Source organism: Pontiella desulfatans (assembly GCF_900890425.1).
Taxonomy (GTDB): domain Bacteria; phylum Verrucomicrobiota; class Kiritimatiellia; order Kiritimatiellales; family Pontiellaceae; genus Pontiella; species Pontiella desulfatans.
Genome location: NZ_CAAHFG010000001.1, coordinates 2,612,099 through 2,629,171, shown reverse-complemented (window position 1 = coordinate 2,629,171; position 17,073 = coordinate 2,612,099). Strand labels below are relative to the sequence as shown.

The 17,073-nt window shown below is 59.2% G+C and carries 7 protein-coding genes; all 7 read left to right on the top strand.

Annotation, left to right across the window (positions count from 1 at the left end; all coding sequences use genetic code 11):
- The first annotated feature begins 21 nt into the window (after nt 1-21).
- The 7 genes from E9954_RS09215 to E9954_RS09185 all read left to right on the top strand — a co-directional run bounded on the left by E9954_RS09215 (nt 22) and on the right by E9954_RS09185 (nt 17,032).
- Nucleotides 22-2,238, top strand: a complete 2,217-nt coding sequence (locus tag E9954_RS09215; RefSeq protein ID WP_136078889.1) for a fibronectin type III domain-containing protein — start codon at nt 22-24, stop codon at nt 2,236-2,238.
- A 72-nt stretch (nt 2,239-2,310) separates the two neighbouring features.
- Nucleotides 2,311-5,682, top strand: coding sequence for a sulfatase-like hydrolase/transferase (locus tag E9954_RS09210; RefSeq protein WP_136078888.1), 3,372 nt, complete (start codon nt 2,311-2,313; stop codon nt 5,680-5,682).
- A gap of 124 nt (nt 5,683-5,806) precedes the next feature.
- Nucleotides 5,807-10,507, top strand: a complete 4,701-nt coding sequence (locus E9954_RS09205) for a metallophosphoesterase family protein (protein WP_136078887.1) — start codon at nt 5,807-5,809, stop codon at nt 10,505-10,507.
- A gap of 153 nt (nt 10,508-10,660) precedes the next feature.
- Nucleotides 10,661-13,498: a sulfatase family protein gene (locus tag E9954_RS09200; RefSeq protein WP_168442114.1), complete on the top strand. Its 2,838-nt coding sequence runs from the start codon at nt 10,661-10,663 to the stop codon at nt 13,496-13,498.
- 101 nt (nt 13,499-13,599) lie between these two features.
- Entirely contained in the window at nt 13,600-15,219 is a 1,620-nt protein-coding gene (locus E9954_RS09195) for a family 43 glycosylhydrolase (protein ID WP_136078885.1), read from the top strand.
- Nucleotides 15,220-15,371: 152 nt separating this feature from the next.
- A complete protein-coding gene (locus tag E9954_RS09190; protein ID WP_136078884.1) occupies nt 15,372-15,578 on the top strand; it encodes a hypothetical protein in 207 nt (68 codons plus the stop codon).
- Between the two features lie 230 nt (nt 15,579-15,808).
- Nucleotides 15,809-17,032, top strand: coding sequence for a DDE-type integrase/transposase/recombinase (locus E9954_RS09185; protein WP_136078883.1), 1,224 nt, complete (start codon nt 15,809-15,811; stop codon nt 17,030-17,032).
- The last annotated feature ends 41 nt before the right edge of the window (nt 17,033-17,073 follow it).

Genomic DNA, 17,073 nt, shown 5'->3' with positions numbered 1-17,073 from the left:
AAACCAAACGGAGGAAGGAAGATGATGCAAAAGAAAAAACAATGGTTGGCAGCCTGTTTTATTGCAGGTGGAATCGCAGCCCAGGGCGCCACGACGGTGCTGGAAACGGGCTTCGAGGGTTATGTTCAAACCAACACCTCAGCGGCCATCGATGGTTTGGTGGATGCCTTCCCCTCAGGGGACACGGGCGATTCCTTCACGGCGGGAGCAGGCGTGCAATGGGTGGGGGCGAATCCCGACACGACGGGGAATTCAAGTACCCAGGTGCTGGCCGGCGGGGATCAGTCCGACAACTTCAATCAGGGTATAGTGTTGTTCGACGGCGGTAGCCAATCGGTGAACGGTCTTAATATTTCCTTCGACTTCTACAATGCCGGCAGTAACGGTAATGCCAATGAAGGGGTGCGTGTCGCATTTCGCAACTCGGCCAATGATGCCTCGGGCTTTTTCATCCGCAACGACCGCGACGGTACATGCAAGATAAACGGCACAGATGACCCAACGCCAAACGCTGGGCAGGATACCTGGCAGCATTTCTCTGGAACATTTGTTGAAAGCACTCCCGGTGTCGTGGGATCCTACGATTTCACTTATGTGCTCACCAATCTTGAAACCGGGGTCGAGATTACGAGCGGCATTCTCGCCAGCCAGGCTCCGGGTGCGTTTGCCGATGGCTATTCGGCCGGTCTGTTCCTCGAAATTGCAGATCCGAACGACCCGGTCGGCTTCACCGGCATGGTGGACAATGTCTCCGTGGTGCTGCTGACGGATGTGCTCCCTCCGGCTTCGCTGGACGCATCGCTGACCAACGGGACGGATGTTGCGCTGTCCTGGTCGGGCGGATTCCTTGCGAACACCTACAACGTCTATCGCTCCACCAACAGCGGTTCCTATGGTGCCGCGTTGGCGACCGGCATTTCCGGGACGTCTTATGTCGACGGCACCACGGAATCCGGCAAGACCTACTACTATGTGGTCTCCAGCATTGATGCCTCGCTGAACGAAAGCGGCTTCAGCCCCGAGGTGGCCATCCAGACCGATACCCAGCCGCCCGCCGCGCCGTCCAACCTGGTCATCGCCACCAACATGGCCATGTTCGAACTGACATGGGATGCCAATGCCGAACCGGATCTGGCGTCCTACTCGGTCTATCGTTCCACGACCAGCGGCTCTTTTGGAGCCCCCCTTGCATCCGGCCTGACCACCAACGCCTTCAGCACCGGCGCACCGACCGTCGGCGAATCCTATTACTATGTCGTTACGGCCACAGACACCATCGGGAACGAAAGTGTCGGGAGCGGCGAGGTTGCCGGTTCCGTTAGCGATGCCGGGAGCAAGCTCTTCTTCGTACTGGCCGACGGCGATGTTTATGGATTTAACTCCATTGCTTCCAATGGCTGGAGCACCATGGCGGCTGGCGTAATGACCAACGGCACCTTGCTGGCGAATATTCCGGCCTACAGCAATTATCAGGCGTTTGCCAACCTGCCCAACTGGGAAATCTATGGCATTGATGCCGCAGGCGACGTGCTGCATTGGAGTAATGTGGCCGATTTCCTGACGGGCGAAGGCGCGGCGACCACGGTTGCCACAGGAACCTATGCTCCGGAAGGTGCCAGCACGGAACGCATCCATGGTGCGAGCTATGATCCCGCCACCAAGGGCTTCTACACCGTCCTTGAATTCGACGGCGGTGGCGCGCCCGATGGTGATGTGGCGCTATATTCCAATCTCACGGACTTCGTGAGCAATACCCCGTATGTGACGAATGTTGCAACCTATGGCGGAAACAAGGCCAACTTCTATTATGGCGGCGGCGATGTTCCCAATAACGTTGGTTCATACACCAACATTTCCGGAAACCTACCGTACTTCCAGGTGCCGGGGAGCGGCCAGATCGAATCGTGGGTTTCACTGGAGGCTTACATCGACGGGCCAGGCAGCCGCAGTTTCCAGCTTCCCGACTTCAGTGGTGACCGCACCATCGTCGGGGCGTTTGCTGTATTGCCCGCCATCACGGCCATCGGCGACCTCGCCATCGTCCCGCTCGGCGCGAACGACTACGAGCTCTCTTGGGCGGCTGAAGAACTCGGCACCTATGCCCTGCAGGTCAAGGATAATCTGGTCTTCGGAAGCTGGAGCAATATTGTCTCGGACATCGCCGGGATCGATGGCACGTTGTCGGTCACTACCACGGCAGCGCAGGCTCAGTCGTTCTATCGCGTGACCGGGGAGTAAAACCTCCCGCTGCAGTTTAAAACGGAGAAGGGGCTTTCGAGCCCCTTTTCCATTAAGGTTGGGAAGTCGGATATGAACAAAGTCGTGTGGTTTGCGGTTCTTCTTTCGCTCGCGGCGTCAAGCCTGTGTGCGCAGGCGCTCATTCTGCATGCGGATTTCGAGAGCTATGCGCAGGTGGCCTCCACATCGGCAGGAGCCGGGTTGGAATCGGCGTTCCCGGCGGGTAGCGATGTCGGTGCGACCTATTCCCCCGGGGGTGGCGTGCAATGGATCGGGGCGAACCCGGCAGCGAACGGAAACGGAAGTGCGCAGGTGCTGGCCGGCGGCGACCAGGCCGCCAACTTCAACCAGGGCGTCCTGCTGTTTGCCGGGGGGGCGCAGAACGTCCAGGGCCTGCGGATCGCCTACGACTTCTATTGCGCGGGTTCCAACGGCGACGCCAACGAAGGCGTGCGTATCGGCTTCCGCGATTCCGCCGATTCTAGCAACGGGTTCTTCATCCGCAACGACCGCGACGGCACCATCAAGATCAACGGAACGGATCATCCGAGCCCCAACGCGGGGCAGGACACCTGGCAGCGCTTCAGCGGGTCGTTCATCCAGGCCGCTCCCGGCCTCTATGACTTTGCTTGGTCGATCACCAACCTCGAAACCGGTGCCGAGGTGGCCGCCGGCATTTCGCTTTCCCAAGCCGCCGGGGTTTTTGCCGACGGCCAAAGCGCCGGCCTGTTCATCGAATTTGCCGATCCCTCCAACGCCGCCGGCTTCACGGGCATGGTCGACCATATCTCCGTCACGCTTGAAACCGTGCAGGCCGCTCCGCAGCCGCCCGCAGGGGTGCAGGCCGCAGCCACCAACGGTACGCAGATCCGTGTCGACTGGTTGCCCGTTCCCGGGGTCGATTCCTACACCGTTTACCGCACAACCCTCGGCGGCACTTTTGATGCACCATTGCAGGCCGGCGTGACCGCTCCCTTCTTTACCGACACCACGGCCGCTCCGTTCACGCTCTACCGCTATGCCGTATCCTGCGTGTCCAATGGGCTCGAATCCGCGCTTTCGACCGAGGCGTCTACACTGGTGGCCTCCGTCAGCTACGACCCGCCGAACGACCTGAACATCCTGTTTATTTTCATCGACGACATCGGGTGGGGCGACCTGTCGTGCTATGGCAGCACCGTCACGAACAAGGCGGGCGGAGTCATCACCCCGAACCTCGATGCCATCGCCGCCGCCGGCATCCGCTTCACCGATGGCTATGTCTCCGCGCCGGTCTGCTCGCCCTCGCGGGTAAGCGTCATGACCGGCCTGATGCCGCAGCGTTTTGCCATCCACGATTTCCTGGCAAACAAAAGTACGAATGATGATAAGAAACAGAACGATTGGCTGCAGGCTGGCACCGTCAGTGCCGCGCGCCTTTTCAACGACGCGGGCTATGCCACAGGCATGTTCGGTAAGTGGCACATGGGCGGCGGGCGCGATGTGGACGATGCGCCGTTTCCGCAGGACTACGGATTCGACGAATCGCTCACGTCGTTCGAAGGCATGGGCGACCGCATCCTCTATCTCGACGACGGCGCAACGCACAACCTTTCGAGCCAGAACGCCGACGTGCCGGGCTCCATCGAGTGGGTCGAGTGGGAGATCGGCGCGGATCGGTTCACCGATGCCGCCATCGGTTTCATCTCGCGCGCAGTCGCTTCCAACCGCAACTTCTATGTGCACGTCCCGCACGACGACACCCACTCGCCCTACGACACCGATCCGGGCAAGGAAAACGATTTCGACCACATCACCGGCAACACCACCGCCAAGCTGTTCCTCTCCGAGCTTCATGAGCTCGACAAGGAGATCGGCCGCCTCATGGATGCGCTCGATGCCCTCGGTGCCGCCGACAACACCCTGGTGGTGGTTGTGGGCGACAACGGTGCGCCGAACGACAGCGTCACGCCGCTGCTTTCCCGCAACGGCTCGCTGACCGGCGGCAAGTGGGATCTTTGGGAGGGCGGTATCCGCGAACCTTTCTTCATCCGCTGCCCCGGGATTGTTCCGGCGGGGCGGGTCAACTCCGGCACGGCGGTGTCGACGCTCGACCTGCTGCCGACCTATGCCGCGCTCGCCGGATTGGAGTTGCCCAATGCGCCGTTCGACGGGGAGGACATGAGCGATGTGTTCACCGGCTCCTCCCGTGCCCGCCAGCGCCCGCTCTTCTGGGAGCGCGCCTATTTTTCCGGCGCCATCAACAACGGGGCACCCACCCTGGCGATGCGCAACGGCGACTACAAGCTCCTGATGGAGCCCGACGGTTCCGATGCACAGCTCTACCACATAGCCACCGACAAGGAGGAATCCATCAACCTGATCGCCGATGCCGGGCTCCAATCAACCGTCTCTAACATGCAGGCGCAACTCGCGGCCTGGTTCCACGAAGTGGTGCTTGGCGAGGTTGACGAGCCGGTGTCGGTCACCAACGGCGCGATCTCGCCCGGCGTGGTCATATCCGACGACTACACTGTGACGGGCGGCAACGCGCCCAATCCCGGCTTTGACGCCGGCGACGGCGTGAACTATGAATTTGCATCCCGTGTCAGCGGCATGGCTGCCAGTAATCTTGTCGGGTATGCCTACGGCGGCGGCAGCCGCCCCGAAACGGATTTCTCCATCACGGGCAACCGCCTGTCCGTCATCCCCGCCAACGCCAACGCCCGCTTCGAGTTCAGCGCCGACGGCGCCACCGGGTTCGATTTCGGCTCTTGGCTGGCCGGCAACACCTACGAGCTCTCCGTGCAGATGGATGTCGATGCCATCGGTTCAACCTATGCCCAACGCATGTCGCTCAGCCTGGCCGATGCGGCCGGCCTCGTGGTCGGCAGCGTCGATCTCGGCCTCCAGGTCGGCACCGACGAAGCCGGGGGACTCGGCGTATTCAAGCGCATCGATGCCGGTTCGCACAGCGGCGGGAGCGACATCAACGCCATGGTTGCTTCCGGCTATCCCATCGGAACACCCATCGACCTCAAAATGGTGGTGCAGGACTTCAACAGCAACACCGTGGACTATGCCTCGACCTACGAAATCTTCGTGAATGGGTCGTCCGTCGATTCCGGCGCCTTCCGCTTCGACGGTTCGATGTCGGGACGGTATCTCATCTTCGACAACGCCGCCCACGAGGACGTTGTGTTCTACGACAATGTGAAGCTCGAGGTAATGCAGGTGAACGGCGGCAGCGTCACAACGTTCTATCCGCCCAGCCTTGCGTTCGCCTCCATCGACCCCGGCCGCATCTACTGGAACGCGCGGCCGGGCTCGGTCTACGAGCCGCAAAGAAGCTCCAACCTCGTCGACTGGACTTCCCACGGGCGGGTCACCAACGACTTCGGCACCATCCAATGGCTGGAAACGGGAGCAGGTGAAGCTGCACAACAATTCTACCGGCTAAGATAGTTGGGTCATTTGCGACGGGAAGCCAGCTCGTAGCGCTGGATTTACCGAGTAGAGCCGCCGCTATGAGGTGGCTCCCGCACGATAGCGGGAAGTTGAGAGGCAAGGAACGAGGAAGGGAAATATCATGAAAGCATCAGGAATCTTGACGGCGGCCTTTTTGCTGGCTTCGTGGACATGTGGCGCAACCGTTGTGCTGAACACGGACCTCGAGGCCGACACCATCGGCAGCGATCCGGCCATGTCGGGCACCGGCGATATCGGCGGTGCCTACGTCGCCGGCGGCGGCGACCAGTCGGTTCAGGCCAATCCGGAAGCGAGCGGGAACACCAGTGCCAAGGTGCTGTTCGGCGGCGACCAGACCGCCAACTTCAATCAGGGCGTCCTCTATTTCGCCGGCGGCAGCCAGCCCATCGACGGCCTCTCCATCGCCTACGACTTCTACTGCGCCAACAACGGCGGTAATGCCAACGAAGGCGTCCGCGTCGCCCTGCGCAACTCGGCGGATGACGCCAATGCCTTTTTCCTGCGCAACGACCGCGATGGAACCATCAAGATCAACGGAGCGGATCATGCCTCCCCGAATGCCGGGCAGGATATCTGGCAGCACTTCAGCGGGACGTTCATCCTGACCGCTCCAGGCTTCTACGATTTTGCCTGGGCAATCACCAACCTGGAAACGGGGACGGAGGTTGCGGCGGGAATTGCTTCCGCTCAGGATCTCTCCGGCGGCAATCTGGCGGACGGGCTGGCCTGCGGATTGTTCCTCGAGATGGCCGATCCTGACGATCCGGCAACCTTCCAGGGCTATATCGATAACGTGCACGTCGTCTCCCTGGCGCACGCCGCCGATCCGACCACGCCTCCCGTGCTGCTGGTCGGTCTCGATCCCGCGCTGGCGGCCTATGACGGCGGGGCGGTGGATGACGGCGGCTCCGGCGGCAGCGCATCGGGTATCACTCAGCCCGTGCTGGAAAACGGCTTTGCCTTCAACGTCACCTTCATCCCGTCGACGGCCGATTCCAACGGCACGGTAATGGTGGCGGAGATCGGCGGAACCTCCAATGGATCGGGTATCTATCTGGTCAACGGTGTTCCGACCTTCATTTCCAAACAGGGAAGCAGCGATGGCGTGGTGCAGGATTCGTTGGCCGACACCGGGCTGCCCGCCGTTGCGGTGCAGTCGACCTACGGCGCGCTCTCCGCCGGAACGGAATACACGTTGGCGGCCACCTGGGATCATGCCGGTATCCTCGGGCTGGCGGTGTTCGACGGAAGCTCCGTGGTACCCGATACCTTTGCCACGACGGGGAGTGCCGATGACTGGTCGGGCAACGAGACGCTGTCGGTGGGTATCAAGTCGAACAACGGTTCCACGGGCGGCCTTTCCGGCAACAACTCATCGGGCGACTTCGGCGTTTTCGACGTCACCCAGGCCTCCGGGCTGCAGCTGCCGTGCAACATCGTTCGCGCAATGTATTGGAACGACTACGCATCCTTTGTCGCGCCCACCTCGGTCTACACGCGCGTAAACGCCGGCGCCATGGAGATCGGCGAAGGGCTGCCGATCACCATCAGTTGGGAAACCACCGAAGTTACAGCGTTTGGAAGTGTGGAGTTTTCATCCGACTATCCGGCGAGCTTCAGCAACCAAACCGGGACGGCAACCAGCGGAACGATCGATGTTTATGCCGCGGGTGGCATTGTGCCGCTCACAGTCACGCTCACCTTCAAAACCGTTGCCGGGGCCGTCGAAGCAGTACGCGACATCTGTTTTGCGCGCGCATCCGGAACAAACGATGTTGTTCGGCCGTGGCTCAGTCCCGACCATTTTTCCGTGCCGCTCTACGACTGGCAGAACATCAACGGCACCTATGCCTGCATCAAGGCCGGTGCGGGGCGGGTGGTGCACTATCTCCCGAACCAGCTCCAGCCTTCAAGCGCACTCAACACAAGCGTGAAGATCGCCCGGGTGGATGCGGCCTTTGCCGGTGCGGCAGGTTTCCGCTTCGCCATTCGCGGCGCGCTACTCGATGACTTCCGCCACAACATCGTCCATGGCTCCGGCTACGATGCCGGACTCCGGACGGACGGCACGCTTTTTGTCGGCGATCAGCAAGTGGCCGCCGAATGGGAACCGGGAACGACCTACACGCTGGAATTTTCGTTAATGCCATCCGGCGGCAGCCACCTTGCCGAGTTGGTGCTGAAGAACGGAGCCCTCACCGTCGCCTCTGTCCAGAAGAGTTACCCCTCGAGCGATATGTCCGGCAACCTGGCGTTGATGTGCGAAGCCGATTCGGACGGGCAGTATGGCTCGCCACTGGTGCTGTTCGACGATTGGCAGGTTTCGGGTTCCAATCTGCGCGCCGGCGAATCGTGGGGCCCCATCCTCTGGGCGCAGCATACGCTGAGCAAAGGCACGCTCAAACTGACCGCCCAGTTCCCGCCCATCGCCACGAACGACAACCACACCGCCACATTGGAAATCGATACCGGTTCCGGCTGGTCGCAGGTGGCCTCGGCACTGATCGACGACGAGGCGCGCGTGGCGCTCTTCAAGGTGCCGGGCTGGGACGACACGGCGGACACGCCCTACCGTGTGGTGTACGAGCTGGACGGTTCCACCAACTTTTTCCCGGGCACCGTCCGGCGCGATCCGGTCGATGAAGACGAACTCTCCGTCGCGGTCTTTACCGGAAACACCAGCATCGCCTTTCCGAATCACGATATTGTCAGCCGCGTAGCGCAGTACAACCCGGATATGCTCTTCTTCACCGGCGACCAGCTCTACGAAAACGACTATGCCTTCGGTGGCAAGGTCACGAGTCCTGTCGACAAGGCGACGCTCGACTACCTGCGCAAATGGTATTTCTTCGGCTGGGCGTTCCGCGATGTGATGCGCGACCGACCGACCATCACCATTCCCGACGACCACGACGCGTGGGGCGCCAACCTGTTCGGCTCCGGCGGGAACTACACCACCAAGGTGAATGACGGCGGCTACCTGATGCCCGGCGAATGGGTCAATATGATGGAGCGCACGCAGACGGCCAATCTGCCCGACCCATACGATCCCGCGCCGATCGAGCAGGGGATCGGGGCCTATTTCACCGACCTGCTCTACGGCCGCGTCAGTTTCGCCATCCTCGAAGACCGCAAGTTCAAGAGCGGCTTCACCGGTTCCGATGGTGAGATCCCGCTGGAGGACAAGATCCAGCTCGGCGACCGCCAGCTGGCCTTCGTCGATGCCTGGGCGCGCGACTGGAGCGGAGCCGACATGAAGGCCACGCTGCATCAGACCGTTTTCGACCAGTGCCATTCCCACGCAGGCGAAGCCAATGAATATACGCCGAAGGGCGCCGACGAGGATGCCAACGGATGGCCGTCTCCAGCCCGGACTCGGTCGGTGACCCGCATCCGCAAGGCCTTTGCCAATATGATCGGCGGCGATAATCATCTGCCGACCGTTGCCCATATCGGCATCGACGATTGGGAGGATGCCGGCGTCTCCTTTTCCTGTCCGTCCATCGCCGCCGGTTATCCGCGCAAGTGGGATCCCGTAGAGGATCCGGCCATCGAATCGTCCTGGCAACCCGGCTGGCCGGACTATGTCGATGCGTTCCTTTCCACCAGCCCGACCTATGACGGCAAGCGCTATCTCGGTCGCTACCGCAGCCGCCATAACCATCCGCTGACCATGGTGGCCGCCGCCAATCCCGACCGCTGGGGCGGTAACACCGCCGGCGATGTGGACATGCTCGACCGCAAGTCGTCCGGCTTCGGCGTGGTGCGTTTCAACAAGCGCACGCGCGATGTCACCATTGAATGCTGGCGCATCCTCGGCGACCTCAACGATCCTGCCAGGGGGCAGTTCGACGGGTGGCCGGTCACTCATCGCCAGTCCGACAACTATGGACGCGATGCCGTCGGCTACCTGCCGGTGATTGAAGATCTCCAGTTCAACGAGCCGGTGGTGGAAGTGCTTGATGAAACGAGTGGTGAGCTGGTCTATTCCATCCGGGCGCAGGGGCGGCGCTTCCGGCCGCATGTCTTCAGCAACACCACCTACTCCGTGCGCTACGGCGATCCGGAAACCGATACGTGGGTGACCCGTTATGGTCAGGCCATGACGCCTTCTTCGGAGCTGCTGCGCACCTTCGAGGCGGAGAACCCCTACATCATCATCGGCGAACAGACCCGCCTGCTCTGGGATGCGCCGGGCGCTGATGGTGCCGCGATCGACTCCGGCATCGGCGATGTTTCTCGCCGCATGTTCAATGGAGTAGGTTCCTTGGAGGTTGCTCCGACCGCGGACACGGCCTACACACTGACCACGACCAATTCAACGCTAACGGAGCAGGCTTCGGTGCTCGTCCGCGTCTTCCAGACCTTGGAACAATGGCAGGCCGTCCACTTTACTCCGGGCGAACTGCTGAATCCGGCGATCAGCGCCGACGATGCCGACCCCGACAAAGACGGCATAGCCAACATTCTCGAATATGTGATGATGACCGACCCGTGGGCCGACTCGCGCAGCGCGCTGCCGAACCTGAATATTGTGCCTGACCCGCAGGGCGCGGCGGGAACCCTGTTCCTCGAAATGACCGCACGCGGCATCCTTCAGGTCAACAACGCGCGCTATGTTGTCCAGTATTCGGAAGATCTGGTCGATTGGTTCGATCTCGACGTCGTGCAGATGCTCAGCACCGGCGTTGCCCAGTCCGGCGGTGCAAACCAAACCGATACGTTGGGTTTCGCCTCAGACGCCGCTCTCCCGTCTTCAACAACAAAAGGCTTCTACCGCGTTCAGCTACAGGCCGAGTGATGCAGCATGGGCGTAGCCGACGGCGGTTTCCGGCAGACGGATCGCAGGGACGCAGGGCATTTGGATTATCGATGGGATGATAGGGACAGAATGAGTGCTGTAGCCAATTCAAGGGATATGACATTTACAGCGGGTTGGAATATAAATGCAGTTATGAAAAGACGCAATTTCATGATGGGGCTTGCGGGCGGCTGGGCTGCATCGGCCTTGGCCCGATCGGCGGGACGCCCGAATATCCTTTTGATCCTGTCGGACGACATGGGCTGGTCGGACATCGGCTGCTTCGGCGGCGATGCGGAGACGCCGGTGCTGGACGGGCTGGCGAAGCGCGGCATCCGCTTTACACAATTCTACAACTCGGCGCGCTGCATGCCGACGCGGGCCTCGCTGCTGACCGGCCTGCATCCGCATCAGGCGGGCATCGGCCACATGGCGGGCGACTGGGGAACGCCGGCCTATAGCGGCCATCTGCTCGATACCTGCGTGACCCTCGGCGAAGTGTTGCGGACGGCAGGCTACCACACCAGCCAGCTCGGCAAGTGGCATGTCGGCAATCGCAAAAAGGGGGTGATGCCTGATCTGCGCGGCTTCGACCGCAGCTGGACGCGCGAGGGCAAGGTGGATTATTTCAAGCACGACATCTACGAACTCGACGGGAAGCCGTGGGTCTGCCCCGATCCGGGCAGCTTTTATTCGACGGAGGAGATGGATCGGCAGGCGGTCGGGTTCATCGACGACGCGCGGAAACAGGACAAACCGTTTTTCATGTATGCCGCCTACGACGCCGCCCACTGGCCGCTCCACGCCAGGCCGGAGGATATTGAAAAATATAGAGGCCGCTTCATCAACCGCGTCTGCGTGCTGACGGGGATCGAGTCGCAGCGTTATGCAATTTACAGCTTCCTGAGCAGCAAAACGGAAAACGATAACCGGAATATGAACGACTGGCTGGATCCCTACACCGTGGCCGCGCCGCGCCTGTTCCGCGATGCCGGCTACATGACCGGGCAGTTCGGGAAATGGCACATGGGCGGCGGGCGCGATGTGAACCATGCGCCGTTTCCGCAGGCCTACGGGTTTCAGGAGTCCGTTGTCGCATTCGAAGGTATGGGGGATCGCGTGATGCCCATCGGGCATGGACTCTCCAGTGCGAATGCCGATGTGCCAGGAGATATCACCTGGGCGGAGTGGCATGAAAGTGCCGACCTGCATACGGATGCCGCGATCGACTTCATCGCCCGGGCTGTTGAGTCGAACAAAAACTTTTATGTGCATGTGCCGTATAACGACACCCACTCGCCCTATAACACCGATCCCGGAAAGGAGAGCGACTTCGATCATATTACCGGCAATACCACCGCGCAGCTTTTCCTTTCGGAGTTGAATGAACTGGATAAGGAGATCGGGCGTCTGGTGCAGGCGATTGATGATCTGGGAGCAGGGGGCAATACGCTTGTTGTGGTTGTGGGAGACAATGGAGCCCCGGATGATGCCGTTAATGCGATTCTGAACCGCAACGGCGGCTTGCGCGGCGGTAAGGGCAGTTTGTGGGAAGGCGGTTTCCGCGAACCGTTCTTCATCCGCTGTCCCGGGCTGGTTCCTGCGGGAATCGTGAATGATTCCACGGCGGTTTCAACACTCGACCTGTTGCCGACCTATGCGGCTCTTTCCCGGATTGAATTGCCGAATGCTCCGTTTGCCGGGGAGGATATGAGTGATGTGTTCGCCGGCTCTACCCGTGCGCGGCAAAAGCCGCTGTTTTGGGAATATGCCTCTGTTTCGGGCGCGCCAACCACCTCTCCTAAGCTGGCAATGCGCAACGGGAACTATAAGTTGCTGATCAATCCCGATGGCTCGAACGCACAGTTTTATGATTTATCAGTAGATAAGGAGGAATCGAACAACCTGATCGGCGATGCCGGACTGCAGTCCGAAATCTCTGATATGCAGGCGCAACTCACAGCCTGGTACCATGAAGTCGTGCTGGGGGAAATCGGCGAGCCGGTGTCGGTCACGAATGCCGCGGTTTCGCCCGGCGTGGTCATCTACGACGACTACACGGTGACCGGCGGCAACGCGCCCAACCCCGGGTTCGGTGCCAATGACGGTGTAAACTATGAGTTTGCATCGCGCGTCAGCGGCATGGCCGCAACCAACCTGACGGGGTATTGGTACAACACCGGTAGCCGTCCGGCCACGGATTTCAGTATTACCGGCAACCGGCTTTCAGCCATTCCTGATAATGCCAATGCCCGGTTCGAGTTTTCAGCCAACGGCAGTACCGGCTTCGATTTCGGCTCCTGGCTGGCCGGCAACACCTATGAACTCTCCGTGCAGATGGACGTCGATGTGGTCGGCGCGACCTATGCCCAACGGATGTCGCTGAGTTTGGCGGATGCGTCCGGTCTCGCCATTCAAGAGATTGATCTCGGCATCCAGATCGGAACCGATGGGGCCGGTGGGCTGGGCGTCTTCAAGCGGATGAATGCCGGTTCGAACAGTGGTGGGAGCGATGTCAACACGATGATTGCGAGCGGTTACGCTATCGGAACGCCGTTGGATTTGAAGATCGTCGTACAGGACTTCAACAGCAATACCACCGACTATGCCTCAAGCTACGAAATCTTTGTGAACGGCGCTTCCGTCGATTCCGGTTCCTTCCGTTTCAACGGTTCCTCCTCGGCGCGCTATCTGATTTTTGATACGGCTGCGCACGAGGGGTATATATATTACGACGAGGTTAAGTTGGAAGTCACAGAAGTGGGTGGGCCAACCGTCTCATATACCTACCCGCCACGGCTTTCGTTCTCTTCGATCGGGCCGAACCGCATCCACTGGAATGCCCAGCCCGCATCGGTGTACGAACCGCAGAGCAGTACCAATCTGATCGACTGGATATCGCATGGGCTGGTAACCAATGAGTTCGGCACCATCCAATGGCTGCAGCCGACAGACGATCAGGGTGCCGCGCGTTTCTTTCGCCTTAAGTAGGTTTTACTTATTTACGGAGGCATGGTGGTTGCGAGATAGGCCCGGAAACAGGCAGGCGTTCAGTGCGTAAGTAAAAACATGTTTTTGATCAGGAGATGTAAATGAAGAAATCGTGTAGTCGTTTGTCGGTGGTTATTTTTTGCCATATCTCGATGCTCGGATGGGTGAATGCAGGGGGATTTGATTCGTTTACAAATCCCGTCTACGAGGGCGCCGATCCGTTTGTGTACAGGCATACCGATGGCCTCTATTACTTTTGCCAGTCGGAAGGCGACCGGGGGGTGGCCATATGGAAATCCGACAAGTTGACCGATAAAGGCATCAAAAGGCTGGTTTGGAAAGCGCCGGACAAGGGGTGGAACTCGAAGCAGGTCTGGGCTCCTGAGCTGCACTATCTTCAGGGCAGGTGGTATATCTACTATGCGGCCGACAGCGGAAAGAACATCGATCATCGAACCGGCGTGCTTCAGAGTAAAACGCAGGATGCCCAGGGGGAATATACGGATCTGGGTGTAATCTATACCGGAGATGAAATCGAGACGGGGAAAAACAACCGTTGGGCGATCGACGCCACCCCCCTGGAAATGAATGGCAAACTCTACCTGATCTGGTCGGGCTGGGACGGGCATGACGACAATAACCAGTCGCTGTTCATTGCCGAGATGGAGAATCCGTGGACGGTAAAATCCAATCGCGTGAAAATTGCACCGAACGATACCTATGTGTGGGTGCGTGTAAGTGAGTCGCCGAATAAAAAAGGGCTGAATGAAGGAGCTCAGATTCTTCGTAACAAAGATCAGATTTTTGTCATCTATTCGTGCAGCGGTTCATGGGAACACACGTATAAGCTCGGGCAGCTATCGATTCGGGCGGGGCAGGACCCGATGAATCCGGAAAACTGGGTGAAGAAAGCCGAGCCGGTCTGTGCCGGCACAGACACGGTACACGGTGTCGGGCATGCCAGCTTTACATCATCGCCGGACGGCACTGAGGATTGGATGGTTTATCATTCCAAGATTTCCAAAGAGCGCGGATGGCAGCGCAATGTGCGTATCGAAAAGTTCGATTGGAACGCGGACGGCTCTCCCCGGTTCCCGATCCCGACGACCGAAGGAACGGTGCTGAAAAAGCCATCCGGCGAAAAGCCGCCGGTCAAAGGGACCTCCTTTACCGATTCTTTTGACGATGGGTTGTGGGATAGCTGGCAGTATTTCGGCTATAACCGTTTCATCGATGTCCGGAATGGTCAGTTGCACTTGGGCATCGATCCGGGGTGGGGAACCGCCAACAACTATCGTTGCGGCGAAAAAGCCATGGTCCGAAATGCGGTATGGGACAACTTCACCTTCAGCGCAAAAACGAAAATTGTGAAGGGGGAACGCGATGCCGGCTTGGTCTTTCGCGTTCAGCATCCCGCCGTGGGCTACGATGCGATGAAAGGCTATTTTGCAGGAATTATGCCCGGAGCCGACCGTGCGATTCTGGGGAAAATGAACGGCAGAAAATGGATTGAAATCAAGCGGGCTGATCTGTCGGTTGAGGCTGGAAAAGAATATACACTGGAGGTCTGTGTGCGTGACGGGATGATCCAGTTTTTCGTGGATGGAAAGCTGGTCATCGATGCGGTGGACGATGAGTATACAAGCGGTTATTGCGGTTTGCGCATCGTTTCGGGTGAAGCGGCATTCGACGACGTTCTCATAAGAGCCGATCAGCGGTAAGCCCGTGCCGGGAGATAGTATGATAAGATCTTATGTGCTGTTTATCGGTTTGGTTTTGGGTGTCTTTTGCGTTCCGCATCATGGGATTGCAGAGAATCTGACCGATCTTTCCCCGATATTGCCCAGTTTGCTGTACAACGGGGGGAGGGTGGATGATGCCGATTCAGGCGGCAGCCGGATTGGATTACGACTTCCTTTGTGCAACCAGCCTTGCAGGTCAATGGGACTCGTTTACACCGGAACTGGTGAGCCGTGAGTTGATTTCAGCGACTCACGAGGAGCAACGTGTGCGTGTTCCGGCGGGACTGGTCGAGGAGGCTTCGTCGCTGTTCATCCGCATCATGATTCGCTTAATATAATCATACGAGTGTCCCCTGAATTGGTGACATGACCGTGACGAGATTCAGGGATATGGTCAGCTCGGCAATTAAACAACTATGAAGTATCTGGTTACCAGGTATTCCAGAAGGAGGATTCAGATGCGAGTTGCCTCAAATTAAATGACACCGAAGCATCCGATAGGATGCGGGCGGAAAGGATTCGTTGACTCACAAAAAATCACACCCTGTATACAGGGAGGATGAAAGAGATGAGTTGCGAAACCAGAATGGAATACATCGCGGTACAAAAACGCCGCTATAGGCGCGCGGAAAAGGCCTACAAGACCCGGTTGCTCGATGAAGTATGCGCGGTATGCGGCTATGATCGCAAGCATGCCACCAAGCTGCTCAACGACTCGTTTACGCCCTCCAGGGGCAAACGCGGCCGCAAAGGCGAGTACGACTCTGCTGAATTGCGCAAGACCCTCAAAACTCTGTGGCTTCGTTCTGGACAACTGTGCGGGAAGCGCCTCAAGCCTGCTATGCCACATTGGCTGAAGCACTATGAAAAACATTACGAACCGCTATCGACCGAATGCCGTGAAAAGCTACTGAGAATCAGCCCGGCAAGCATCGACCGGGTGCTCAAACCCTTCAAAGCGCAGTACCAGCGAAGGCGCAATACCGGTACCAAGCCCGGCTCGCTGCTCAAGAATCAGATCCCACTCCGCACCTCCACCGAGGACATCGACCGGCCCGGCTATCTCGAAGCCGACACAGTAGCCCACTGTGGCGGATCGATGAGCGGGGACTTCATCTGGTCGATCACCTATACGGACATCATAAGCACCTGGACGGTAACCCGCGCGGTCTGGAACAAAGGCGCTGAAGGCGTGATGCACCAAACCCACGACGTGGAAAACAAGCTGCCCTTCGCCATCCTGGGCTTCGACTGCGACAACGGCAGCGAGTTCCTCAACCACCATCTCACGCGCTACTTCCTGCAACGCAAACAGCCCGTCTGTTTTACACGCAGCAGACCGTACCACAAGAACGACAACGCCCATGTCGAACAAAAGAACTGGACGCACGTGCGCGAGTTGCTCGGCTACGACCGGCTCGACAACCCGGCCATGATCAGAGAGCTCAACGCACTCTACCGCGACTGGGAACGGCTCAACAACTTCTTCAAACCCTCGTTCAAGCTAAAAAGCAAGGTTCGCGTCAAAAGCCGGTACAAAAAGAAATACGATGCCCCCGCCACGCCCTTTGACCGCCTGAAGGTCAGCGGCATCCTTGGCGAACAACAGGAGGCTGCTCTGCAACGCGAATACGAAACGCTCGACCCTTTCGAGCTGGGCAATCGCATCCAGCGCCGACGTCGCAAGATCGAAAAAATGAAGAAAACCGGCGAGTCCGCCGCAGTCGGGGAACCCGGGTTCCCCGACTGCCTCCCCACCTTGACAACCCCCGAATTAGAGGGTACCCATTAATGCAGTCAAACGACTCCTCATCCGCACCTCTACGGTGTCAT

Bases quoted from the DNA above. Each gene is read 5' to 3' on its own strand.
- E9954_RS09185 (WP_136078883.1), top strand. From the start codon at position 15,809: ATGAGTTGCGAAACCAGAATGGAATACATCGCGGTACAAAAACGCCGC.
- E9954_RS09205 (WP_136078887.1), top strand. From the start codon at position 5,807: ATGAAAGCATCAGGAATCTTGACGGCGGCCTTTTTGCTGGCTTCGTGG.
- E9954_RS09190 (WP_136078884.1), top strand. From the start codon at position 15,372: ATGATGCCGATTCAGGCGGCAGCCGGATTGGATTACGACTTCCTTTGT.
- E9954_RS09215 (WP_136078889.1), top strand. From the start codon at position 22: ATGATGCAAAAGAAAAAACAATGGTTGGCAGCCTGTTTTATTGCAGGT.
- E9954_RS09210 (WP_136078888.1), top strand. From the start codon at position 2,311: ATGAACAAAGTCGTGTGGTTTGCGGTTCTTCTTTCGCTCGCGGCGTCA.
- E9954_RS09200 (WP_168442114.1), top strand. From the start codon at position 10,661: ATGAAAAGACGCAATTTCATGATGGGGCTTGCGGGCGGCTGGGCTGCA.
- E9954_RS09195 (WP_136078885.1), top strand. From the start codon at position 13,600: ATGAAGAAATCGTGTAGTCGTTTGTCGGTGGTTATTTTTTGCCATATC.